Source organism: Sphingomonas degradans (assembly GCF_053502645.1).
Genome location: NZ_CP177172.1, coordinates 4,484,920 through 4,507,215 on the forward strand (window position 1 = coordinate 4,484,920; position 22,296 = coordinate 4,507,215).

Sequence of the window (22,296 nt, forward strand, 5' to 3'; positions counted from 1 at the left end):
TTCCCGGTGCCGACCGTCCTTCGTGAGCAGGGGCTGCGGGTCGTCATCTATTCCGACGATCACGCTCCTGCGCATGTGCACGTGTTCGGAGCAGGCGAGACCAAGATTGCGCTGGGCGGGGTGGACGGCGCACCGAGCGTGATCCGCACAGTCGGTGCCACCTATGCCGAGGCTCGACGCGCCTTTCGGCTCGTGCGAGAAAAGCAGGCCTATCTGCGGGAACGATGGAACGAGATCCATGGGTGAGCTGACACCGGGTGAATTTGAAAAAGCGCGACAGCGCGGCGAGATCGAATTGACGCTCAAGCCGCGCGCCCGTGCTGCGCGCTATGATCGCGATAGCGGCCGGATCGTGATCGATCTGGTCAATGGCGCGGAGTTCGCGTTCCCGGCGCGCCTTGCCCAAGGCCTGGAAGCCGGGACGCCCGAGCAACTGGCGGCAGTGGAGGTATCGGGCTCCGGCTTCGGACTGCACTGGGAAGCACTGGATGCGGACCTGACCGTCGAAGGGCTGCTTGCCGGGCGGTTCGGCAGCGCACGGTATATGGCCGAGCGTTTTGGCGGTGGCTGGAACGTAGAAGCCGCCGAATGAGCTACAACACCTTCGGTCGCGTATTCCGTTTCACCACCTGGGGCGAGAGCCATGGGCCGGCGCTGGGCGCTGTCGTCGACGGGTGCCCGCCGGGGCTTTCCCTCACCGAAGCCGATATCCAGCCGTTCCTCGACAAGCGCCGCCCCGGCACGTCGCGCTTCACGACGCAGCGGCAGGAGCCGGATCAGGTCCGCATCCTCTCCGGCGTGTTCGAACGGCGGACCACGGGGACGCCGATCGCGCTGCACATCGACAATGTCGACCAGCGATCGAAGGACTATTCGGAAGTCGCCAAGGCCTATCGCCCCGGCCATGCCGATTATGCCTATGACGCCAAATACGGCTTTCGCGACTATCGCGGCGGCGGGCGCTCCTCGGCGCGCGAGACGGCGGCGCGAGTCGCGGCGGGCGCGGTGGCGCGCGCGGTGATCCCCGAGGTGACGATCCTCGCCTGGGTCGAGGCGATCGGCGGCGACGCGATCGACTATGCGAATTTCGACGCGGACGCGATCGGCAGCAACCCGTTCTTCTGCCCCGACCCGGTGGCCGCTGCCCGCTGGGAAACGCTGGTCGACGATGCGCGCAAGGCGGGGTCGTCGCTGGGTGCGGTGGTGGTGTGCGAGGCAGTGGGCGTGCCCGCCGGCTGGGGCGCGCCGCTCTATGCCAAGCTCGACAGCGAGCTGGCGGCGGCGTGCATGTCGATCAATGCCGTGAAAGGCGTCGAGATCGGCGACGGCTTTGCCGCAGCGGCGCTGAGCGGGGAGGCGAATGCCGATGCGATGCGCCCCGGCGCCGATGGCCAGCCGCAGTTCCTGGCGAACCATGCCGGCGGGATCGCCGGCGGCATCTCGACCGGGCAGCCGGTGCGGGTGCGCGTGGCGTTCAAGCCGACCAGCTCGATCCTGACGCCGGTGGAGACGATCACGCGCGAAGGCGAGGCATCGGAGATCCGCACCAAAGGGCGTCACGATCCCTGCGTCGGCATTCGCGGCGTGCCGGTGGTGGAAGCAATGATGGCGCTGGTACTGGCGGACCAGAAGCTGCTGCATCGCGCGCAAGTCGGCTGAGCTTCGCGTCGTCTTGCCCTTAAGCTGTTCTTTTGCAGCGTTAAGTGGAAGTCACGCGATGCGACTTTGATACAAGTTCCGGGTTAGTCCTTCTGTCGGCATGAACAGAAGAAGGATTGCCTAGTATGCGTATCAAGATGATGATCTCTGCCGCAGCCCTGCTTGCTGCCCCCGCTGCGTTCTCACAGACCACGCCGGGTCAGACGACTCCGGGCCAGACTCCTACCGACCAGACGACGATGATGCCCGACCAGACGGCACCGGGCCAGCCGATGCCGACCGATCCTACCACGGCGCCTACCCCCGATCCGGCGCAGGACCCCGGCGCGATGGACCGCCCGCGCGCAGAACCAATCCCGCCGACGACGAGCCCGACCGACGCGACGACGCCGGATGAGCCCGCCGACCAGCCGAAGCGCAAGCGCCCGAAATAAGGCGCGGCTGTACGCAACAACGCCCGGCCCTTCGCGCGAAGGGCCGGGCGCTTGTGTGTTTGGTGCGCAAACCACGATGTTCCCCCGCGAACGCGGGGGTCCAGGGTCCAAAGCACGTCGCCTGTTACCCTTGGCTCCTGCTTTCGCAGGAGAGCCCGCAGCGGGACCGCCCTCAGTCCGCGAACGGATCGCGGACCAGGATCGTGTCCTCGCGCTCCGGGCTGGTGGAGACCAGCGCCACCGGGCACTGGATCAGTTCTTCGACGCGGCGGATATATTTGATCGCCTGTGCCGGCAGGTCGGCCCAGCTGCGCGCACCGGCGGTCGATTCGGACCAGCCGGGCATGGTTTCATAGATCGGCTCGATCGCCATCTGGTCCGCCGCGTTCGCCGGATAATAGTCCAGCGTTTCGCCGCGAAGGCGATAGCCGGTGCAGATCGCGACTTCCTCGAACCCGTCGAGCACGTCTATCTTGGTCAGCGCGATGCCGGTGATCCCGGATACCGCCGCCGACTGGCGCAGCAGCACGGCGTCGAGCCAGCCGCAGCGGCGCTTGCGCCCCGTGACCGTGCCGAATTCATGCCCGCGCGTGCCCAGCCGCTCGCCGGTTTCATTGTCCTGCTCGGTCGGGAAGGGGCCCGAACCGACGCGCGTGGTATATGCCTTGGCGATGCCCAGCACGAAGCCGACGGCATTCGGCCCCAGTCCAGAGCCCGCAGCCGCAGTGCCCGCGACGGTGTTGGACGAAGTGACGAAGGGATAAGTGCCGTGATCGATGTCGAGCAGCACGCCCTGCGCGCCTTCGAACAGGATCCGCCGCCCGCGCCCGCGCGCTTCGTTGAGCATCCGCCACACCGGCTCGGCAAAGGGCAGGACGAAGCCGGCGATTTCACGCAGTTCCGCGACCAGCGCGTCGCGATCGATCGGCGGCTCGCCGAACCCGGCGCGCAGCGCGTCGTGATGCGCCGCCAGCCGATCGAGCTGCGGGCCCAGATCGTCGAGATGCGCCAGGTCGCACACGCGAATCGCGCGGCGGCCGACCTTGTCCTCATAAGCGGGGCCGATGCCGCGCCGCGTGGTGCCGATCTTGCCCGATCCGCTGGCATCCTCGCGCAGCGCGTCGAGATCGCGGTGGAACGGCAGGATCAGCGGGCAGGTGTCGGCGATCTTGAGCGTGTCGGGCGTGATTTCCACGCCCTGGCCGCGCAGCTTTTCGACCTCGGCCTTCAGCGCCCAGGGGTCGAGCACCACGCCGTTGCCGATCACGCTGGGGGTACCGCGCACGATGCCCGACGGGAGCAGCGACAGCTTGTACACCTTTTCGCCCACGACGAGCGTGTGGCCGGCATTATGCCCGCCCTGGAAGCGGACGACGACATCGGCGCGCTCCGCGAGCCAGTCGACAATCTTGCCCTTGCCTTCATCGCCCCATTGGGCGCCGATTACTGCGACATTCGCCAAGTGAAGTTCCTTTCGCGCGGGCCCTAATCGCCTCTGGCGGCTACGTCCACCTTCTAGCCGTCCAGCGCCGCGCGAATCCGCAGGGCTAGCGCATCGATGGCAAACGGCTTGGCCAGGAGCGATTCGTCGGCAACCCCCGCCGCCTCGGGCGCATAGCCGCTGGTCAGCAGCACTTTCAGCGCCGGGAGCTTCGCGCGGGCGCGCTCGGCCAGTTCGCGGCCGGTCATTTCCGGCATCACCACATCGCTGAACAACAGTGATACTCGCTGGCCGCGCTCGATCATGCGCAGCGCTTCCGGCCCGTCGCGCGCGGCGACGACGGCATAGCCCAGTTCGCGCAGCGCCTCGACCGAATAGCCGCGGACGCGCTCTTCATCCTCGACCACCATCACCATTTCCCCGGGCCGGGCGCGGGGCAGTTCGGGCCGGGCCGCGCTGCCAGAGGCGCGATGCGGCGCGCCGTGATGCGGCGGCAGGTACAGCCGCACCGTGGTGCCGCGCCCCTCGCGCGTGTCGATCGCCACGGCGCCGTTCGACTGGCGGGCAAAGCCGAACACCTGGCTGAGCCCCAGCCCCGTGCCCTTGCCCACCCCCTTGGTCGTGAAGAACGGATCAAAGGCGCGTGCGGCGACCGCCGGCGGCATGCCCGTACCGGTATCGGTGACTGCGATCTCCAGATACTCGCCGGGCGCTAGTTCCAGCGGCAGCGCCGCGTCGGCATCCAGCGTGACCAGCGCGGTGCCGATCGTCAGCCGCCCGCCCGCCGGCATCGCATCGCGCGCATTGACCGACAGGTTGAGCACGACATTCTCAAGCTGGTTGCGATCCGCCAGCGCGGCGGGCAGCCCGGCGGGCAGCCGCGTCTCGATCGTCACTTCCTCGCCGATGGTGCGCACCAGCAGCTCGACCATGCCCTCGATCATGTCGTTGAGCGACACGCTTTCCGCCGCCAGCGGTTGCTGGCGCGAAAAGGCGAGCAATCGCTGGGTCAGCGCCGCTGCGCGGGTGGCGCCGTCGCGCGCGGCGGTGACATAGCGGTCGACATCGGTGCGGCCCTGTTTGAGCCGGCGTTCGAGCAGGTCGAGCCCGCCGATGACCACCGCGAGCATATTGTTGAAATCATGCGCGATGCCGCCGGTCAGCTGGCCCACCGCCTCCATCTTCTGCGCCTGGCGCAATTGTTCCTCGGCGGTCATCAGCCGGGCGGTGCGTTCCTGGACCAGCCGCTCCAGCTCCTCGCGCGAGCGGGCAAGGACTTCGCGGGCATCGACGATGTCCTGGATATCGGTGCAGGTGCCGAACCAGCGGGTGATGCGCCCTTCCGGGTCGCGGACCGGAAGAGCCCGGCCGAGCACCCAGCGATAGCCGGCGGCATGGTGCCGAAGGCGATATTCGATGTGATAGGTTTCGCCGGTTTCCAGGCTGCGCTGCCACAGCGCCTCTGCCCGCGCCCGATCGTCCGGGTGGAACAGGTCGCGCCACGCGTCGCCATCGGTCGAGCCATAGGGAACGCCGGTATATTCGTACCAGCGATCGTTGAAATAATCGTGATAGCCGTCGCCGCGCGTCGACCAGATCATCTGGTCCACCGAATTCGCGATCGCGCGGAATTTCTCTTCGCTTTCGCGCAGCGCGACCAGCGCGTCGGCGCGTTCGACGGCGTCCCAGGAAATCTCCGCCACCGCTTCGATGAAGGCGACTTCCTCGGCGGTCCAGCGGCGCGGGGCCGCTTCGTTGACGAACAGCGTCGCGACCCATTGCCCGCCGCGCAGCAGCGGCACGCCGATCGCGGCACGGGTGCGAGTGGCGATCGAGCTTTGCGCGAAATCGGGGTCCGCTGCGGCGTCGGGCACTACCAGCGTGCGGCCGGCGCGATAGGTCTGCTGCGCCGGCGCACCGATCCCGGCGACGTCGACCGTGCCGGTCAGCACCGGCAGCGCGCCATTGCCCGCGCACGGGCCGAACCGGATCACGGCGCCCTCGACGCGGTAGAACCCCACCCGGTCGGCGCCCAGCTGCCGCGCCAGCGCCGCGACAGTATAGTCCATCACCGCCTCGGGCGTCTCCAGCGCGCGCTGGCGCTCGGCAAGGGCATAGATGAAGCTCTGGGACTCAGTCGCCTCGCGCAGTTCCTCTGCCGTGGCGCGGGCCGCCTCTTCGGATTGCTTGCGTTCGGTGATGTCGAAGCTGACACCGGGGAAGCGCACCGGATTGCCCGCCGCATCGAAGATCGCCTGCCCTTGCGTCAACAGCCAGCGCACCGTTCCGTCGGCGTGGGTCACCCGCATCTCGACCGACAATGGCGCGCGCGTGACCAGCGCTGAGCTGACCGCAGCGGCGATGCGGACGCGATCGTCGGGGTGGACGAAGGGCAGCACCGCGTCGAACGTGCCGCCGCGCTCGACGCGGGCATGGTCGATCCCGAACAGCTTGGCGAAACGCGTATCGCCGGTGATCCGCCCGGTCCCCGAATCCCAGTCCCAGGTGCCGATGCCCGCGCCCGCGCTCAGCGCGAGTTGCAGCCGTTCCTCGCTGCGCCGCAGGGCGTTTTCGGCATGCACCCGCTCGGTGACATCGCTGGCCTGGACGAAGATATCGGTGGTGGCCCCGTCGGGGGTCTTGATCGGCTGGAACACGAAATCGACCAGCCGGACCTCGGGCTCGGCGCCGGCCGTGCGCGCGAGCCGCACCGGGGCGCCAGCGGCCCGGAACGCCTCGCCCGTGCGATAGACCTGGTCAAGCAGCTCGACAAAGCCCTGCTCCGCCACTTCGGGCAGCGCGGTGCGCACCGTCAGGCCCAGGATCGCGCGACGGCCGACCAGCTCCAGATAGGCAGGATTGGCGATTTCGAACACATGGTCGGGGCCGTGGAGCAGCGCGACCGCGCCCGGCGCCTGCTGGAACAGGTCGCGCAGCCGCTCGACCTCGGCGATCCGCGCACGCTCGGCCAGCACCACGCGCGTCGTCTCGTTGCCCTGGTTGAGCACGCCGACCACTGCGCCATATTCGTCGCGGATGGGCGTGAAGCTGTAGTTCCACCAGCTTTCCTGCGGGCGCCCGTCGCGCACCATCGGCAGCATCTGGTCAAAGATGGCGATACCCTGGCCGGTCGCCATTACCTGTTCCATCTGGGGGCCGACAAGGTGCCAGATATCGGCCCAGACTTCGGCGCCGGGGCGGCCCAGCGCCCAGGGGTGCCGCTCGGCGGGGATCGGCGCCCAGGCATCGTTGTAGAGCAGCCGGAATTCCGGCCCCCAATAGATCGCCATCGGAAAGCTGGAGCCCAGCGCCACGCCCAGCGCGAACCGCAGCGGTTGCGGCCACCCGTCCAGCGGGCCCATCGGCGTCGCGGCCCAATCCTGCGCGCGGATGCGCCGGCCCATCTCGCCGCCATGATCCAGAAATCGAAGCGCCGAGTGCATGGGTGCAAGCGATGGGCAAGCAGTATCGCGAAGTCAACTCGCACACCGGGGCCGGACGGGCGGTTTCGCCCGCGCGCAACATGCTTTATGCCTGCCGGCCAAAGGAGAGTGCGCATGAAACTGGCAAGCCTCAGGCACGGACGCGACGGCACCCTTGTCGTCGTCTCGAACGATCTCGCATGGTATGCGGACGCCAGCGCGATCGCGCCGACGCTACAGGCCGCGCTGGACAATTGGGACGCGGTGGCGGGCGATCTCGCCAATCTGGCGACCGACCTGGACCATGAAGCGATCCCGATGATGCGCTTTCACGAGCGCCAGGCGGCGGCACCGCTGCCGCGCGCCTATCAATGGGCGGATGGATCGGCCTATGTGAACCATGTCGCGCTGGTCCGGCAGGCGCGCGGGGCCGAGATGCCCGAGACCTTCTGGCACGATCCGCTGATGTACCAGGGCGGATCGGACGGGTTCCTGGGCGCGCGCGATCCCATTCCGCTGGCCGACGAAAGCTGGGGATGCGACCTCGAGGCCGAAGTGGTAGTGGTCACCGGCGACGTGCCGATGGGCGCGAGCCGCGAGGAAGCGCTGGCGGCGGTGCGGCTGGTCGGCCTCACCAACGACGTCAGCTTGCGCAACCTGATCCCCGGCGAGCTGGCCAAGGGCTTCGGCTTTTTCCAGTCCAAGCCGGCCAGCGCCTTTTCCCCCGTGTTCGTCACGCCCGATTCGCTGGGCGCATGGTGGAACGAGGGCAAGCTGCACCGAACGCTGATGGTCGACCTGAACGGCCAGCCCTTTGGCCGGGCCGAGGCGGGGGTCGACATGACCTTCGATTTCGGGACGCTGATCGCCCATGCGGCCAGGACGCGTGCGCTGGGGGCGGGGACGATCATCGGTTCGGGCACGGTATCGAACCGCGACGCCGATGGCGGCCCCGGCAAGCCGGTGGCAGAAGGCGGCGTCGGCTATAGCTGCATCGCCGAAGTCCGCACGATCGAGACGATCCGGGGCGGCGCGCCCCAGACGCCGTTCCTCAAGCCCGGCGACACCGTGCGCATCTGGGCCGAGGACGATCGCCACCATCCGATCTTCGGCGTGATCGAACAGACGGTGGAGGCGCGCTGAACGCCGGGCAGGGCTGCGGTGCCCCCGCAGCCCTGTCCAGCCTCACTTCTGGAGCGCGACTTCCAGCACCACCAGCGTGGGGTCGCCGTCCAGCGCGCGGGCGGTGAAGCCCATTTCGCGCTCCAGCTCGATCGCGGCATGGTTGTCGCGGCTTTCGATCGACAGCAGCGTGCGGATGCCCTGCGCCTTGGCATAGCGCGCGACATGATCGAGCAATGCCCAGCCGATGCCGCGCCCTTTCAGGTCCTGGCGGATCGAGATCGCGACTTCGGCGGTGTCGTTCTGCGCATCGGCGGCGAGCACGGCGTTGGCGATGATCGCGTCGTCACCGGGCGCCGACACGACGAAATCCTGCTTCTGCTGCGAGCCCGCGCGCGTCATCTCGGCGATGCGCGCGGCGCCGACTTCGCGGATGCCGGTGAGGAAGCGGAAGCGCAGGTCATCGGGCGTGACGTGGGTGAAGAACTCGGCGAGCGCCGCCTGGTCGGCGGGGGTCACCGGGCGGACGCGGCAGGCAAAGCCGCTGCGCGTCTCCAGATCGGCCCAGCCGGCATGTTCCGGCGCAGTGATGGTCTCGGTCGTCATGGCGTGGCCCTTTCCTGTTGTCCTGCACGGGACCGCCCCCGTTCACTCCAAGGCGGCGCCTGCGCCTATCCGTAACTTCACGCGGAGCGTTTCGGGCCCAAGGAGGGGGGAAGGGGCCAGGTGGTCGCTGCCCCTTCCCATCTCTCAATCGTCGATGCTGCGGCGGAACGTCTCGGGCAGGAACAGCAGCCCGATGACGACCGTGCCCGCCGCGACCACGACCGGATACCACAGCCCGTAATAGATGTTGCCCGTCGCCGCGACCATCGCGAACGCCGTGGTCGGCAGGAATCCGCCGAACCAGCCATTGCCGATATGATAGGGCAGCGACATCGACGTGTAGCGGATGCGGCTGGGGAAGAGTTCGACCAGCAGCGCGGCGATCGGGCCATAGACCATGGTGACCAGCAGGACGAGCGCGAACAGGATCGCGACCACCAGCGGCTTGTCGATCTTTGCCGGATCGGCCTTGGCCGGATAGCCGGCAGCGGTCAGCCCGGCCTTCAGCTCGTCCTGATACGCCTTGATCGCCGCCGCGCGTCCGGCAACCGGCACGCTCCCCGGATCGGGCGCGACGAAGCGGCGCTCGCCCACCTGGACCGCCGCCACCGTGCCGGGGGCCGCATCGACATTGGCGTAGCTGATGCCGGTCTTGGCCATATAGGCCTTGGCGATGTCGCAGCTCTTGGTGTCGAACTTATTCCGGCCGACGGGATCGAACTGGAACGAGCATTCGTCCTGGTGCGCGATGATCGTGACCGGCGCCGATGCCTGCGCCTTGGCAAGATCGGGGTTCGCCGCCGTGGTGAGCAGCGCGAAGAGCGGGAAATAGGTCAGCGCCGCGATCGCGCAGCCGGTGAGGATGATCGGCTTGCGCCCGATCTTGTCCGACAGCCAGCCAAAGAACACGAAGAACGGCGTGCCCAGCGCCAGCGCGATCGCGATCAGGATATTGGCGGTCGCGCCATCGACCTTCATCGTCTTTTCAAGGAAGAACAGCGCATAGAACTGGCCCGTATACCACACCACCGCCTGCCCCGCGACGGCGCCCAGCAGCGCGATGATCACCCAGCGCAGGTTGCCCCATTTCGCAAAGGCTTCCGTCAGCGGTGCCTTTGACGTGGTGCCTTCGTCCTTCATCTTCTGGAACACCGGGCTTTCGGACAGCTGGAGCCGGATCCACATCGACACGCCCAGCAGCACGATCGAGATCAGGAACGGCAGACGCCAGCCCCATGACGCGAACGCCGCTTCGCCGATCACCAGCCGCGTGCCGATGACGACGAGCAGCGCGGCGAACAGCCCCAGCGTCGCCGTGGTCTGGATCCAGCTGGTATAGAGGCCGCGCTTCCCCTCCGGCGCGTGTTCGGCGACGTACGTGGCGGCGCCGCCATATTCGCCGCCCAGTGCAAGGCCCTGTGCCAGCCGCAGCGCGACGAGGATGATCGGCGCGGCAACGCCGACGCTGGCATAGGACGGCAACAGCCCGACCGCGAAGGTCGACAGGCCCATGATCCCCATCGTCACCAGGAACGTGTTCTTGCGCCCAACCAGGTCGCCGATCCGCCCGAACACCAGCGCGCCGAACGGGCGGACGGCAAAGCCCGCCGCGAACGCCGCGAGGGCAAAGATGAACCCGGTCGTCTCGTTCACGCCCGAGAAGAACTGCGCCGAGATGTACGTGGCGAGCAGCCCGTAGAGGTAGAAATCATACCATTCGAACACGGTGCCCAGCGAAGAGGCTGCGATGACGAGCTTCTCGCCCTGTGTCGCCCTGTGATGCTTGGGAAGATCGCCCCCCGCCGTCGTCGCCATAGTGTAATCCTCTCCGGTTTTTTTGTTCGTGTATCAGCGTCCCGCGCGCCGTGCCCATCGTTGCAGGATCGGGCGCACGCGTAGAAAGCGCACATAGGCGGCCTCTAGCAAGCCCAGCATGTGACGATTGCGCGCGATCAGCCCGAGCGGGCGCAGCAGCGGCACCGCACGCCACATCGCCGCAAAGGCGGCGGCGCCCGAGAGCAATACGCCCCCTTCTTGGGCATGGAATCGCGCGAGCAGGGCACCGCGATCGATCGGGCAGTCGGGCGCGTCGCTCTCCAGATCGACGAACCGGATCGCCCGCCGCCGATCCAGCCGCCGGATCCACGCGATCTCGCGCACGCACAGGGGGCAGCCGCCGTCGAACCACACGGTCACCGCCGGTCGCTGGGCGCCTGCGGACCGCGGCAAAGGGGGCTTCGCGTCCTGCACGCCGCATAGTGCCACGCCCGGCGCCGCAATGCGAGGTGGGGCAGTGCCGCTCCGGGAAAAGCCGGAGCGTGCCGCGTTCCGGGGCTATCACTGGCGGCAGCGACTGGCGTATCGAGCAGGATACGCCTCGACAGCGATACGTTAAGGACAACCCTGTGGCCGACCTGCTTCCTCCCGACCGCCTGATCGAAGCGCGCGCCGCGCTCAACGAAGCGATGGCGCTGCACGACGCGGAGCGGTTCGAAGCGGCAGAGGCGGGCTATCGCACCGTGCTGGCGCAGGGGTATCGCGTCACCGATGTCCTGCCCTTGCTGGCCGGCCTGCTCGGGCGCCTGTCGCGCGCCGAAGAGGCGCTTGCCACCTGGGACCAGCTTCTGGCGATCGAGCCCGATCACGCCGTGGCGCTGCACGAAAAGGGGCTGACGCTGCACTGGCTCGGCCGCACTGCCGACGCCATCGCCACGCTGGAGCGTGCCTGTGCGCTCGACGCCGGCAATCCCACCGCGATCGGCAATCTGGCGGTGGTGCTTGCGGATGCCGGGCGCAATCTCGAGGCGCTGCAGCATTTCCGCCGCGCGCTCGCGCTGCAACCCGACAACCTGCACCTGCGGCACCAGGCGCGACGGCTGGGGTCGGGGGCGGTGCCCTTCTGGCACATCCCGATGATGAACGACGTTGCCCGCAACGATGCGTTCGAGGCCGCGATAAAGGCGGCGATCACGGCCGCCGGCCCCTCGGCACGCGTGCTCGACATCGGTGCGGGCAGCGGCCTGTTGTCGCTGATGGCGGCGCGTGCCGGGGCCTCGGCAGTAGTGGCCTGCGAAATGGAACCGATGATCGCCGAAATGGCGCAGCAGATCGTCGCGCAGAACGGCTATGCGGATCGCATCACCGTCCACGCCAAACCCTCGACCGAACTGGCGGTCGGCACCGATCTGGACGCGCCGGCGGACATACTGGTTTCGGAAATCCTCTCCAGCGACTTGCTGACCGAGAAGGTGCTCGACACGTTCGAGGACGCGCATCGCCGCCTGCTCGCGCCCGACGCCATCGTGATACCGCGCGCCGCCACCGCGATGGGGTGCCTTGTCGCGAGCGACACGCTGGCCGACTATGCCTTTGTCGGCGCGGTCTCGGGGTTCGATCTTTCCGCCTTCGCCGCCTTTGCGCCGCAACGCCTGCCGATCCACGGGACGATGACGGCGTGGGAGCGCCTGTCGGACGATGTGGCGCTGGTCCGCCTGGACCTGACCCACAAGAAGCACGACGCCACGCTCGCCCGGCTGCGCATCCCGGTAACCACCAGCGGGCGCGCGATCGGCATCGTCCAGTGGATGCATATCGATTTGTGGGAAGGCGTGTCGTTCGACAATCACCCGAATCGCTATCACGACGGCGGCTGGCTTCAGGTGCTGCACAGCTTTGCCGAACCGATCGACGTGGTGGCGGGCCAGACCCTCGATATCGCCGCCGGACACGATCGGATCACGCTGATCCTATGGCCGCTCGCCGATGGGCGCGCATAGCGCCCCGCCGCCAGCCGGCGGGAGCGGGGCTGGTCGATGCCCGTAATTGTCCACCGCGTATTGAAAACATGGCGCACCCGACAGGATTCGAACCTGTGGCCTCTGCCTTCGGAGGGCAGCGCTCTATCCAGCTGAGCTACGGGTGCCTGAAGAGCGCGCCTAGCAAAGCATTGCGCGGTGCGCCAGCCTCTTTGCGCATCACTTCTTCGCGAGGGTCACCGGCTGGAATTCGCCCAGGCCGCATGTCGCGCCCTGGCTGAGGCCGGGATCCTGCAGCACGGTGATCGTGTCGATCGAGCACAGGTCCGACGACGAGGTCTTGTGCAGGAAGCGTTTTTCGAACCCCAGGCTGGGGCACGAGCCGTTGAGCGTGTTGCGATAGACCTTGCCGTCGCGGGTGATGAAATCGATTGTCTTGTCGTCGCGCACGATCGACTGGCGGATGTTCGTCAGGCGCAGGCAGCTGACGGCCTTGCCGGCGGGGGTGGCGGCGGGCACCTTGTCCGCGCGCTGGCCGGCGATGCCGGGGGCGGCGAGGAGCAGGGCGGCGGGGGCGAGGGCGGCGACGGCGATCAACGGGCGCATGGACGGGTCCTTCCTCATGCTGCGCCGGGATCGCCCTTGCGGGCGCGCGGCGCGGGGGTCTTTGGCTTGAACGCGCAGAGATCGGCGACGATGCATCGCCAGCACTCGGGCGTCCGCGCCTTGCAGATATAGCGCCCATGGAGGATTAACCAGTGATGAGCGTGCAGCCGAAACGGCTGGGGCACCACTTTTTCCAGCTTCAGTTCCACCGCCAGCGGCGTCTTGCCGCGCGCAAGGCCGGTGCGGTTGCCCAGCCGGAACAGGTGCGTGTCGACGGCGAAGGTCTCCGCCCCGAACGCGACGTTCATCACGACGTTCGCCGTCTTGCGCCCGACGCCGGGCAGCGCCTCGAGCGCGTCGCGGTCCGCCGGCACCTGGCCGCCATGGTCGCGGATCAGCGCTTGCGACAGGGCGATAACGTTCTTGGCCTTGGTATTGAACAGGCCGATCGTCTTGATGTGCTCCTTGAGCCCCGCTTCGCCCAGCGCGACCATCTTTTCAGGCGTGTCGACTTCGGCGAACAGGCGCCGCGTCGCCTTGTTCACGCCCGCGTCGGTCGCCTGGGCGGACAGCACCACCGCGACGAGCAGCGTATAGTCGTTGACCGATTCGAGTTCGGTCTCCGGGTGCGGGTTTTCCGCCGCCAGCCGCGCGAAGAATTCGACGATGTCGGCCTTCTTCAAATGCCGAGCACCTGGTCCATCGTGTAGCGGCCCGGCTGTTGTCCCGCGAGCCACAGCGCGGCCTGTACCGCGCCGCGCGCGAAGATCGCGCGGTCGTCGGCGCGGTGCGTCAGTTCGATGCGCTCGCCCGGCGTCGCGAACAGCACGGTATGGTCGCCCACCACCGATCCGCCGCGCAGCGACGCCAGCCCGATCGTGCCCGATGCGCGCGCGCCGGTCAGCCCCGCGCGATCGGAAACGCCTGCCTCGGCCAGCGTGGTGCCGATCCCGTTCGCCGCCGCTTCGCCCAGCATCTGCGCGGTGCCGGAGGGGGCGTCGACCTTGTTCCGATGGTGCGTCTCGACGATCTCGATGTCCCAGTCGGGGCCCAGCCGTGCCGCCGCCTCGCGCACCAGCCGCGCGAGCAGGCCGATTCCGACCGAAGTATTGCCCGTCTGGAGCACTGCGATCTCGCTCGCCGCCGCGTCGATCAGCGCGTGGTGGCGCGCCGCGAGTCCGGTGGTGCCGATCATGATCGGCGTCTTGGCCGCCCGCGCGGCGTTCAGGTGCGATTCGAGCGCGCCGGGGGCAGAGAAATCGACCAGCACATCGGCCTTGCGCGCCAGATCCGCCGGATCATCGCCCATGTCCGCGCCGCCCGCGACCTGTGCGCCCATGCCGGGGGCCAGCGCTGCGATTGCCTGTCCCATGCGGCCCATGCTGCCGTAGATGCCGATGCTCGTCATGGCCGCGTCTCTTGCACGGGCGCGGGGGCGAGGAACAGGGGCTATTTGGCCTCGGGCGTCCGTTTCCCCAAGGGAATCTTCAGCCGGACCATGGCGCTGGGCACGCTGACCCCGCCGACGCCGCGCTGCTCGGCATAGGCCTCGACCTCGGCGCCGCCGGGCAGCGTCAGGCGCGGGCGCAGCGGCTGCTCGGTATACCGCGGCGCGACGGAGCGCAGGCGAAAGGCGTCGCGGTCCGCAGTGCCGCACACGGTGATCTCGTCGGCGGAGGTCTCGCACTTGGGCGAAAGCGTGATCCGGGTCGTATCTTCGCCATCGGGGACGATCGCGCGGTTCTGGGCAAGCAGGGCGAGCATGAGCAGCGCGAGCATGTGGCGGTCCCCCGATGGAGCGGCGATGCTGGCGCGGCTTTGCGGCGGGGGTGTGGCGGGGTGGGCCGAGTCCAAATTCCGCGTCACCTGCTTGACCCGGGGCCTCGCACTCTTCGGGCCTGCAATGGACAGGAAAAAGCTGGGCCCCGGGTCGAGCCCGGGGTGACGGGAGGTTGGGGACGGCCCTCTCCATCGTGAATCGCTTGGCGCGCGGGCATTCCTCGGCGATACCCGTGCGATGCGCCGCCCATGGACCGTCGCCGCAAGCCGATTATGGGGTAAAGCGCTCTTGCCGCTTCTGCCGTTGGCCGTGGTTGGCGCCCTCCTTCTTCGGCCATTCGGACGACCGCTCGCGCGTTCGCCCGACGAGGTGTTGCAGTATCTTCGCGATTTCCTTGGAGGAACCGGCCAAGACTGGGACTGGGATGACTTCACGTCGATTCGGATCGCCGATCCACGCCTTGAGAGTGTCCGCAAGCGGGCATCTGGGTTGGACCTGCCGTTCTCTGGCACGGAGGTGGCCGCTCTCGAGGCGCTGATCGCGGAGACCGAGGCGCTTCGGGCTTCAGACGCGGGAGGCGCCTGAAGCTGGAGCCCGGGGTGGCGCGGGGGGAGTCGTCTCTGTTCGATTTCACGCGAAGGCGCGAAGGCGCGAAGATTTGTTCGCGCAGAGGCGCAGAGAACGCAGAGAGAGAGAAGGAGTAGCAGCTTGCGGGGCAGGCTGACCGAATATGCTGGCGCGGCGATAGCCCGGATCTCTATTAACACCTCTGCGCCTCCGCGCCTCTGCGCGAACCTCTTTCTTCTTCGCGCCTTCGCGCCTTCGCGTGAAATCACTGCGTCGAGCCGACCGGCTTGCCCTTAAGGGATCGCCGCCGTGGACGGGAGAGGGCGCGCCAGAGAATGGCGGCCGCTGGCGGTTTGGGGTATCCCATGGACCATGATCGACACCCCCAACATCGTCATTCTCACCGGTGCGGGTATTTCCGCCGAATCGGGCGTCGCCACGTTTCGCGGGCCCGGCGGGCTGTGGGAGGGGCATCGGGTGGAGGACGTATGCACGCCCGAGGCGCTGGCGGCGGATCCGGTGCTGGTGCATCGCTTCTACGACGCGCGGCGGGCGAAGCTTTCCGAGGTGGAGCCCAATGCGGCGCACGCAGCGCTCGCGCGGCTCGATGCGGCATGGCCGGGCGACCTGCTGCTCGTCACCCAGAATGTCGACGACCTGCACGAGCGCGCCGGATCGACTCGGCTGCTGCACATGCATGGCGAGTTGAACTCCGCCCTGTGCGCGGCGTGTGGGGTGCGCGAGGCGTGGAGCGGTGACCTGCCGCCCGAAAGCGAATGCCCGAATTGCGGGATGCTCGCGCTGCGCCCCGACATCGTGTTCTTCGGCGAAATGCCGTACCAGATGGAGCGGATCGAGGCGGCGCTGGCGCAGGCGGACCTGTTCGTGTCGATCGGCACGTCGGGCGCGGTCTATCCCGCCGCCGGGTTCGTCCAGACTGCGCGGCACCACGGCGCGCAGACGCTGGAGATCAACCTCGATCCCTCGGGCGGCAGCCACTGGTTCGACGAAAGCCGGATGGGCAAGGCGGGGGTGCTGGTGCCCGAATGGGTGGCCGCGCTGCTGGGCTGACCCGTCAGGCCGCGCGCCCCCTCACTCCACCCAGTCGAGCCCGATGTCGCGGTACAGGCCCCGGTCCTCTTCCCATTTCGGGTTGACCTTGACGTGCAGGTACAGGTGCACCGGCACCCCGGTGATCCGGCTCAGTTCGGCGCGGGCGCGGGCGCCGATTTCCTTGATGCGGGCGCCGCCCTTGCCCAGCACGATTGCGCGCTGGGTTTCGCGCGCGACCAGGATCTGCTGGTGGATCTCGACCGATCCGTCCTGCCGCTCGGTATATTTCTCGGTCTCGACGGCGCTGGCATAGGGGAGTTCGGCGTGGAGCTGGAGGTACAGCTGCTCGCGCGTCACTTCGGCGGCGATCATTCGCTCGGTCGCGTCGGACACCTGGTCCTCGGGGAAGTGCCACGGGCCCTGCGGCACGCGCTTCGCCAGCGCGGCCTTGAGCTCCGCCACGCCGTCGCCGGTGCTGGCCGAGACGAAGAAGGTCTCGTCGAACGGCATCAGCGCGTTCAGCTTGGCGGCATGGCCCAGCAGGCGCGGCTTGTCGGCGATGTCGACCTTGTTGAGGATCAGGATCTTGGGCTCGGGCCGCCCGGCGAGCGACTCCAGGATCGTAGTGACCTTGCTCCCGATCCCCGCCTTGCCATCGACCACCAGCGCAATCGCGTCGGCGCCGTCGGTGCCTTCCCATGCGGCGGCGACCATCGCGCGGTCCAGCCGGCGTTCGGGCGTGAAGATGCCCGGCGTGTCGATCAGCAGCAGTTGCGCGTCGCCTTCGATCGCGATGCCCATCAGCCGCGCGCGCGTGGTCTGCGCCTTGGGGCTGACGATCGCGACCTTCTGGCCGACCAGCGCGTTGACCAGCGTGGACTTGCCCGCATTGGGGGCGCCGAGAACGGCGATCAGGCCGCAGGATTGGGGGGATTGGGGTTCGGTCATGGGTTCCGGTTGTACTGGGTTACGAAGGTGCGGGCGAGGGGGGGGGGAAGTCGCTCCCCTAAAACACGCCGTCATGCTGAACTTGTTTCACCATCCACGACGCCGCAGGCCAAGGCATCGTTCGTGGAGGGGTGGACCCTGAAACAAGCTCAGGGTGACGACTGGAATCAGGCGAACGGGCGCGTGACGCTCATTTCCTCAGCTTTTCCAGCAGCGCGGCGGCGGCGGCGGTTTCGGCTTCCTGCTTGCTCGTGCCCTCGGCGCTCGCCTCGGCCAGCTTGCCGATCGTCACCTTCACCGTGAAGCGGGGCGCGTGGTTGGGGCCGGAGCGGTCGGTGATTTCATATTCGGGCGGGCGCCGGTTGTGCGCGGCGGCCCATTCCTGGAGCGCGGACTTGGGGTGCTTGGGCGCCTGGCTGTGCTCGTCGATGCGCGGGCCCCAGGCGCGGCGGATGAAGCCGCGCACTGCGTCGAGCCCGAATTCGAGGTAATAGGCACCGATCAGCGCCTCCACCACGTCGCCCAGCACATTGTCGCTGTTCGCCGCGCCATCGTCACGCGCCTGCTTGCCCAGCCGCAGGTGCGGCACCACGCCCAGCGCGCGGCCGACATCGGCGCACACCGGCCCGGTGACCAGCGCGTTCAGCCGGCGCGACAATGCGCCTTCGGGTTCGTGCGGGAATCGCGCGAACAGCCATTCGGCGACGGCGAGGCCCAGCACGCGATCGCCCAGAAACTCCAGCCGCTCGTAATTGGCCGCGGCCTGGCTGCCATGCGTCAGCGCGCGCTCATAGGCGGTCAGGTCGCGGGGGCGCTGACCGAAGGTCGCTTCGATCCACCCCCCCAGGTCGGGGCTCAAAAGCCCTCCCCGATGCGGCTCCAGCGGGCCGCGCTGAACCAGGTCCAGGGCAGGAACCAGTTGGCGCTGCCGTCGGTCGACCAGAAGCTGACCACGGCCTTGCCCTCCAGATTCTCCAGCGGCACGAATTCGATGCCGCCGCGCTCATGGCTGAACCGGCTGTCGGTGGAATTGTCGCGATTGTCGCCCATCAGGAAGACATGGCCCGCGGGGACATTGTACACGCCGGTATTGTCCTGCGGCATCATGCCCAGGTCGAGCACGTTATACGCCTTGCCGTTGGGCAGCGTCTCGCGGAAGCGCGGGATCGAACACACCACATTGCCCTGCGCATCCGCCGACTCGCCGGCGGTGGGGCAGCGGGTGAAATTGGGGCTGAGCGGCAGCGTGAACTGCGCGATCCGCTGTTTCGGCACGGCCTTGCCGTTCAGGATCAGCTGGCCGTTGACCATCTGCACGGTGTCGCCGGGCAGGCCGATGACGCGCTTGATCCAGTCCTGGTTGTTGCCCGGCGGCGCCTTGAACACCACCACGTCGCCGCGATCGGGCAGGCTGCCGAAGATCCGGCCCGGAATCAGCGGCAGGCTCCACGGCAGCGAATGCCGCGAATAGCCGTAATTCCATTTGGTGATGAACAGATAGTCGCCGATCAGCAGCCGGGGCATCATCGATTCGCTCGGGATGCTGAACGGCGAGAAGATGAAGCTGCGCACGACGAACACGATCAGCGCCAGCTTGACCAGGAACGACGCGAGGTCGCGCCATTCGGACTTGGGCTTTTCGGGTGCGGTGCCGACCGAATAGGGCTTGGGCGCGTCTGGATTCGGCTGTGCGGGGGGCGCATTTTCCATGGCGCCTGCTCTGCGTGCGCCGCGCGGTGGCGTCAAGTCGATGAATCCGGGTGGCCCCGGATCGGACGGGGCGATAGGGGAGGCGCGCCACCAAGGAGATTATCATGGCATTGCCCGACTGGACCCCGCTCCAAGCGCTCGACCGCGCACCGCTGACCCAGCTCTTCCAGGCCGAACCGGGGCGCGTCGCCGCGCTGTCGGCCGATGTGTCGGGCATCCATTTCGACTGGTCCAAGACGCATCTGACTCCCGAAACCGTGGCGGCGTTCGCGACGCTGGCCGACTCGATGGACCTCAAGGCCAAGCGCGACGCGCTGTTCGCGGGCGAGGCGATCAACGTCACCGAAGGCCGCGCCGCCGAACACACCGCCGAACGCGGCGAGGGTTCGCCCGAGAGCGTGGCGCGCGCGCGCGGCTTCCACGCCCGGATGCGCGCGCTGATCGACGCGATCGAGGCGGAGGCGTTCGGCCCCATTCGCCACATCCTGCACATCGGCATCGGCGGCTCCGCGCTCGGCCCCGACCTGCTGGTCGACGCGCTGGGCCGAGACATGGATCGCTATGACGTGGCGATCGTGTCGAACGTCGATGGCGTCGCGCTCGAAGAGGCGATGGACCGTTTCGATCCGCAGGCGACGCTGCTGGCGATCGCGTCCAAGACCTTCACCACGACCGAGACGATGCTCAACGCCGAAAGCGCGCTGGCATGGATGGCCGAGGGCGGCGTCGAGGACCCTTATGGCCGCGTCGTCGCGCTCACCGCCGCGCCCGAAAAGGCCGTCGAATGGGGCGTGGACGAAACCCGCGTGCTGCCCTTCGCCGAATCGGTCGGCGGGCGCTATTCGCTGTGGTCGTCGATCGGCTTCCCCGCCGCGCTCGCGCTCGGCTGGGACGCATTCGAGGAACTGCTGGAGGGCGCGGCCGAAATGGACCGCCATTTCCGCCTGACTCCGCTGGCGCAGAACGCCCCCGTCCTCGCCGCCTTTGCCGACCTGTACTACACCCAGGTTCGCGGCTGCGAGACTCGCGCGACCTTCGCCTATGACGAGCGGCTGCGGCTGCTCCCCAGCTATCTCCAGCAGCTGGAAATGGAGTCCAACGGCAAGAGCGTCACTGCCGAGGGACAGCCGGTATCCTGGCCGACCGCGGCAATCACCTGGGGCGGCGTCGGCACCGACGCGCAGCACGCGGTGTTCCAGCTGCTCCACCAGGGCACCCGGCTGGTCCCGCTCGAGTTCGTCGGCGTGATCGAGGCGGGCGACGCGCTGGCCGAGGATCATCACCGCCAGCTGCTGCTCAACATGTTTGCCCAAGGGGCGGCGCTGATGGCCGGGCGTGATGCGGCGGACAAGGCGCGCGCCTATGCCGGCGATCGCCCGTCGTCCACGCTGCTGCTCGACCGGCTCGACCCGCGCACGCTGGGCGCGCTGATCGCGTTCTACGAACAGCGCACCTTCGTCAACGCGGTGCTGCTGGGGATCAACCCGTTCGACCAGTTCGGCGTCGAGCTGGGCAAGGAAATGGCGAAGGCGGCGGACAAGGGGGGGCTGGATTTCGATCCCTCGACCACCGATCTGATCCAGCGCGCATTTGGATGAGGCAAGCCGGCGCCCTTCCGGTTCGGTAAGGGCGCCGCAGCGAAGGACGTGAAATGGCCGAGTACGACTATGACCTGTTCGTGATCGGCGCCGGATCGGGGGGCACGCGCGCATCGCGCGTGTCCGCTGCATATGGCGCGCGGGTGGCGGTGGCCGAGGAATATCGCGTCGGCGGCACCTGCGTCATTCGCGGCTGCGTGCCCAAGAAGCTGCTCGTCTATGGCGCGCATTTCGCCGAGGACCTGAAGGACGCCCGCCGCTTCGGCTGGGACGTGCCCGATTGCCGCTTCGACTGGACGGTGCTGCGCGACAATGTGCTCGCCGATGTCGATCGGCTCAACGGGCTCTACACCCACGGGCTGGAAAACAACGGCGTCGACATCCTCCTGGAGCGTGCGACGGTCACCGGCCCGCACGAAGTGACGCTGGCCAGCGGGCGCAAGGTCTCGGCCAAATATATCCTGATCGCCACCGGCGCACACCCGCATGTGCCCGAATTCCCGGGCAGCGAGCATGGCATCACGTCGAACGACGTGTTCCACCTGCCAAAGCTGCCGGAGCGCATCCTGATCGCCGGCGGCGGCTATATCGCCACCGAGTTCGCGGGCATCTTCAACGAATTCGGCAGCCACGTCACGCTGGTCAACCGCACCGACGTGCTGCTGCGCGGCTATGACCATTCGGTGCGCGACCGGCTGCTCCAGATTTCGGTCACCAAGGGGATCGACTTCCGCTTCCATTCCGAATTCCGCCGGATCGAGAAGCTGGAAAGCGGCGCCTTCCGCGTCGAGCTGACCACGCATGAGCCGATGGAAGTCGATTGCGTGCTGTTCGCCACCGGGCGCGTGCCCAATACGCGCGGGCTGGGGCTCGAGGACGTCGGGGTCGAACTCGACGCCAAGGGCGCCGTCGCGGTCGATGCCGACAATCGCAGCTCGGTCGATAGCATCTTCGCGGTGGGCGACGTGACCAACCGCATCCAGCTGACCCCCATCGCGATTCGCGAAGGCCAGGCGTTCGCCGACACGATGTTCGGCGGCAAGCCGCACCAGGTCGATTACACCAACGTCCCCAGCGCGGTGTTCAGCCATCCGCCGATCGGTGCAGTCGGCATGACCGAAAGCGAGGCGCGCAACAAGCTCGGCTCGGTCAAGGTCTACACCTCGGACTTCCGCGCGATGAAGAACGTGCTGGCGGGCCGCCAGGAGCGCGCGCTGTACAAGATGGTGTGCGACGGCGTGACCGGGAAGGTCGTGGGCCTGCACATGATCGGCCCCGACGCGCCGGAAATCCTTCAGGCGGCGGCGGTCGCGGTGAAGGCCGGGCTGACCAAGCAGGCATTCGACGACACCGTCGCGCTCCACCCGAGCATGGCCGAGGAACTGGTGCTGTTCAAATAAGGCGCGGCGCTTCTCCCGCTATCGGGGGGCTATCGCCTATGCATTTGGGCAAGCCTATATTCCGTCATCCCAGCGAAAGCTGGGATCCATTTTTCGCTCCGTCAGGTCAAAAAACGCAGGCGGAGCACCGAATGGATCCTGACTTTCGTCAGGATGACGGCGTATTTTTCCTACGCGCCTTCCCTGCGATCAAGG

General features: G+C 67.9%; 21 protein-coding genes and 1 tRNA gene. 9 read left to right on the plus strand and 13 right to left on the minus strand.

Translation table 11 applies throughout. The annotated features are described in order from the left end of the window. Positions 1-6 precede the first annotated feature (6 nt). The 4 genes from ACG3SL_RS20570 (at position 7) to ACG3SL_RS20585 (ending at position 2,093) form a co-directional block, all read left to right on the plus strand. Positions 7-246, plus strand: coding sequence for a DUF4160 domain-containing protein (locus ACG3SL_RS20570; protein ID WP_448663004.1), 240 nt, complete (start codon positions 7-9; stop codon positions 244-246). After that, entirely contained in the window at positions 239-592 is a 354-nt protein-coding gene (locus ACG3SL_RS20575) for a DUF2442 domain-containing protein (protein WP_448663005.1), read from the plus strand. Before ACG3SL_RS20570 ends, ACG3SL_RS20575 begins: the two co-directional genes overlap by 8 nt. Next, entirely contained in the window at positions 589-1,659 is a 1,071-nt protein-coding gene (gene aroC, locus ACG3SL_RS20580) for a chorismate synthase (RefSeq protein ID WP_448663006.1), read from the plus strand. Before ACG3SL_RS20575 ends, aroC begins: the two co-directional genes overlap by 4 nt. Before the next feature lie 125 nt (positions 1,660-1,784). Beyond that, complete coding sequence (locus ACG3SL_RS20585; protein WP_448663007.1) at positions 1,785-2,093, plus strand: hypothetical protein; 309 nt, start codon at positions 1,785-1,787, stop codon at positions 2,091-2,093. Positions 2,094-2,265: 172 nt separating this feature from the next. Here ACG3SL_RS20585 and ACG3SL_RS20590 read toward each other — a convergent pair whose 3' ends face one another. Then, positions 2,266-3,555, minus strand: coding sequence for an adenylosuccinate synthase (locus ACG3SL_RS20590; protein WP_448663008.1), 1,290 nt, complete (start codon positions 3,553-3,555; stop codon positions 2,266-2,268). Between the two features lie 53 nt (positions 3,556-3,608). Continuing rightward, positions 3,609-6,977, minus strand: a complete 3,369-nt coding sequence (locus tag ACG3SL_RS20595; RefSeq protein WP_448663009.1) for a PAS domain-containing protein — start codon at positions 6,975-6,977, stop codon at positions 3,609-3,611. Between the two features lie 114 nt (positions 6,978-7,091). On the opposite strand from ACG3SL_RS20595, the gene ACG3SL_RS20600 reads away from it, so the two are divergent. Beyond that, positions 7,092-8,099 (plus strand): fumarylacetoacetate hydrolase family protein, encoded by a 1,008-nt coding sequence (locus ACG3SL_RS20600; RefSeq protein ID WP_448663010.1) that lies wholly within the window; start codon positions 7,092-7,094, stop codon positions 8,097-8,099. Between the two features lie 42 nt (positions 8,100-8,141). Here ACG3SL_RS20600 and ACG3SL_RS20605 read toward each other — a convergent pair whose 3' ends face one another. The 3 genes from ACG3SL_RS20605 to ACG3SL_RS20615 form a co-directional block, all read right to left on the minus strand. Further along, the gene (locus ACG3SL_RS20605; protein WP_448663011.1) at positions 8,142-8,684 is read right to left on the minus strand and encodes an N-acetyltransferase family protein; all 543 of its coding nucleotides are present in this window, start codon (positions 8,682-8,684) and stop codon (positions 8,142-8,144) included. A gap of 144 nt (positions 8,685-8,828) precedes the next feature. Beyond that, entirely contained in the window at positions 8,829-10,499 is a 1,671-nt protein-coding gene (locus ACG3SL_RS20610) for an MFS transporter (RefSeq protein ID WP_448663012.1), read from the minus strand. A 33-nt stretch (positions 10,500-10,532) separates the two neighbouring features. Next, the gene (locus tag ACG3SL_RS20615; RefSeq protein WP_448663013.1) at positions 10,533-10,880 is read right to left on the minus strand and encodes a DCC1-like thiol-disulfide oxidoreductase family protein; all 348 of its coding nucleotides are present in this window, start codon (positions 10,878-10,880) and stop codon (positions 10,533-10,535) included. Between the two features lie 209 nt (positions 10,881-11,089). Between ACG3SL_RS20615 and ACG3SL_RS20620 the strand changes: the two genes are divergently transcribed. Further along, complete coding sequence (locus ACG3SL_RS20620; protein WP_448663014.1) at positions 11,090-12,460, plus strand: 50S ribosomal protein L11 methyltransferase; 1,371 nt, start codon at positions 11,090-11,092, stop codon at positions 12,458-12,460. A gap of 69 nt (positions 12,461-12,529) precedes the next feature. Here the strand turns inward: ACG3SL_RS20620 and ACG3SL_RS20625 are convergent. The 5 genes from ACG3SL_RS20625 to ACG3SL_RS20645 form a co-directional block, all read right to left on the minus strand. Beyond that, positions 12,530-12,606: transfer RNA gene (locus ACG3SL_RS20625), tRNA-Arg, on the minus strand. A 52-nt stretch (positions 12,607-12,658) separates the two neighbouring features. Next, positions 12,659-13,045, minus strand: a complete 387-nt coding sequence (locus ACG3SL_RS20630; RefSeq protein ID WP_448663015.1) for a hypothetical protein — start codon at positions 13,043-13,045, stop codon at positions 12,659-12,661. A 14-nt stretch (positions 13,046-13,059) separates the two neighbouring features. Continuing rightward, positions 13,060-13,728, minus strand: coding sequence for an endonuclease III (gene nth / locus ACG3SL_RS20635; RefSeq protein WP_448663016.1), 669 nt, complete (start codon positions 13,726-13,728; stop codon positions 13,060-13,062). Next, positions 13,725-14,453: a 4-hydroxy-tetrahydrodipicolinate reductase gene (dapB, locus tag ACG3SL_RS20640; protein WP_448663017.1), complete on the minus strand. Its 729-nt coding sequence runs from the start codon at positions 14,451-14,453 to the stop codon at positions 13,725-13,727. Before dapB ends, nth begins: the two co-directional genes overlap by 4 nt. 41 nt (positions 14,454-14,494) lie before the next feature. After that, positions 14,495-14,824 (minus strand): hypothetical protein, encoded by a 330-nt coding sequence (locus ACG3SL_RS20645; protein WP_448663018.1) that lies wholly within the window; start codon positions 14,822-14,824, stop codon positions 14,495-14,497. 940 nt (positions 14,825-15,764) lie between these two features. On the opposite strand from ACG3SL_RS20645, the gene ACG3SL_RS20650 reads away from it, so the two are divergent. After that, positions 15,765-16,463, plus strand: coding sequence for an NAD-dependent deacylase (locus ACG3SL_RS20650; RefSeq protein ID WP_448663019.1), 699 nt, complete (start codon positions 15,765-15,767; stop codon positions 16,461-16,463). Between the two features lie 21 nt (positions 16,464-16,484). Here the strand turns inward: ACG3SL_RS20650 and era are convergent, their stop codons facing one another. The 3 genes from era to lepB form a co-directional block, all read right to left on the minus strand. Beyond that, complete coding sequence (gene era / locus ACG3SL_RS20655) at positions 16,485-17,393, minus strand: GTPase Era (RefSeq protein ID WP_448663020.1); 909 nt, start codon at positions 17,391-17,393, stop codon at positions 16,485-16,487. A 190-nt stretch (positions 17,394-17,583) separates the two neighbouring features. Next, a complete protein-coding gene (gene rnc / locus ACG3SL_RS20660) occupies positions 17,584-18,252 on the minus strand; it encodes a ribonuclease III (RefSeq protein ID WP_448663021.1) in 669 nt (222 codons plus the stop codon). After that, entirely contained in the window at positions 18,249-19,103 is an 855-nt protein-coding gene (gene lepB, locus ACG3SL_RS20665; RefSeq protein ID WP_448663022.1) for a signal peptidase I, read from the minus strand. Before lepB ends, rnc begins: the two co-directional genes overlap by 4 nt. A 104-nt stretch (positions 19,104-19,207) precedes the next feature. On the opposite strand from lepB, the gene pgi reads away from it, so the two are divergent. Further along, positions 19,208-20,701 carry a glucose-6-phosphate isomerase gene (gene pgi, locus ACG3SL_RS20670; RefSeq protein ID WP_448663023.1) on the plus strand — a complete coding sequence of 498 codons (1,494 nt, stop codon included), beginning with the start codon at positions 19,208-19,210 and terminating at the stop codon, positions 20,699-20,701. A gap of 53 nt (positions 20,702-20,754) precedes the next feature. Continuing rightward, positions 20,755-22,101, plus strand: coding sequence for a glutathione-disulfide reductase (gene gorA, locus ACG3SL_RS20675; RefSeq protein WP_448663024.1), 1,347 nt, complete (start codon positions 20,755-20,757; stop codon positions 22,099-22,101). Positions 22,102-22,296: the final 195 nt, after the last annotated feature.

What these genes read in the sequence shown, in the direction of transcription:
- dapB (WP_448663017.1), bottom strand. Translation starts at nt 14,453, where the DNA reads ATGACGAGCATCGGCATCTACGGCAGCATGGGCCGCATGGGACAGGCA.
- ACG3SL_RS20600 (WP_448663010.1), top strand. Translation starts at nt 7,092, where the DNA reads ATGAAACTGGCAAGCCTCAGGCACGGACGCGACGGCACCCTTGTCGTC.
- pgi (WP_448663023.1), top strand. Translation starts at nt 19,208, where the DNA reads ATGGCATTGCCCGACTGGACCCCGCTCCAAGCGCTCGACCGCGCACCG.
- ACG3SL_RS20610 (WP_448663012.1), bottom strand. Translation starts at nt 10,499, where the DNA reads ATGGCGACGACGGCGGGGGGCGATCTTCCCAAGCATCACAGGGCGACA.
- ACG3SL_RS20585 (WP_448663007.1), top strand. Translation starts at nt 1,785, where the DNA reads ATGCGTATCAAGATGATGATCTCTGCCGCAGCCCTGCTTGCTGCCCCC.
- gorA (WP_448663024.1), top strand. Translation starts at nt 20,755, where the DNA reads ATGGCCGAGTACGACTATGACCTGTTCGTGATCGGCGCCGGATCGGGG.
- ACG3SL_RS20595 (WP_448663009.1), bottom strand. Translation starts at nt 6,977, where the DNA reads ATGCACTCGGCGCTTCGATTTCTGGATCATGGCGGCGAGATGGGCCGG.
- aroC (WP_448663006.1), top strand. Translation starts at nt 589, where the DNA reads ATGAGCTACAACACCTTCGGTCGCGTATTCCGTTTCACCACCTGGGGC.
- ACG3SL_RS20605 (WP_448663011.1), bottom strand. Translation starts at nt 8,684, where the DNA reads ATGACGACCGAGACCATCACTGCGCCGGAACATGCCGGCTGGGCCGAT.
- ACG3SL_RS20650 (WP_448663019.1), top strand. Translation starts at nt 15,765, where the DNA reads ATGATCGACACCCCCAACATCGTCATTCTCACCGGTGCGGGTATTTCC.
- lepB (WP_448663022.1), bottom strand. Translation starts at nt 19,103, where the DNA reads ATGGAAAATGCGCCCCCCGCACAGCCGAATCCAGACGCGCCCAAGCCC.
- era (WP_448663020.1), bottom strand. Translation starts at nt 17,393, where the DNA reads ATGACCGAACCCCAATCCCCCCAATCCTGCGGCCTGATCGCCGTTCTC.
- ACG3SL_RS20645 (WP_448663018.1), bottom strand. Translation starts at nt 14,824, where the DNA reads ATGCTCGCGCTGCTCATGCTCGCCCTGCTTGCCCAGAACCGCGCGATC.
- ACG3SL_RS20630 (WP_448663015.1), bottom strand. Translation starts at nt 13,045, where the DNA reads ATGCGCCCGTTGATCGCCGTCGCCGCCCTCGCCCCCGCCGCCCTGCTC.
- ACG3SL_RS20575 (WP_448663005.1), top strand. Translation starts at nt 239, where the DNA reads ATGGGTGAGCTGACACCGGGTGAATTTGAAAAAGCGCGACAGCGCGGC.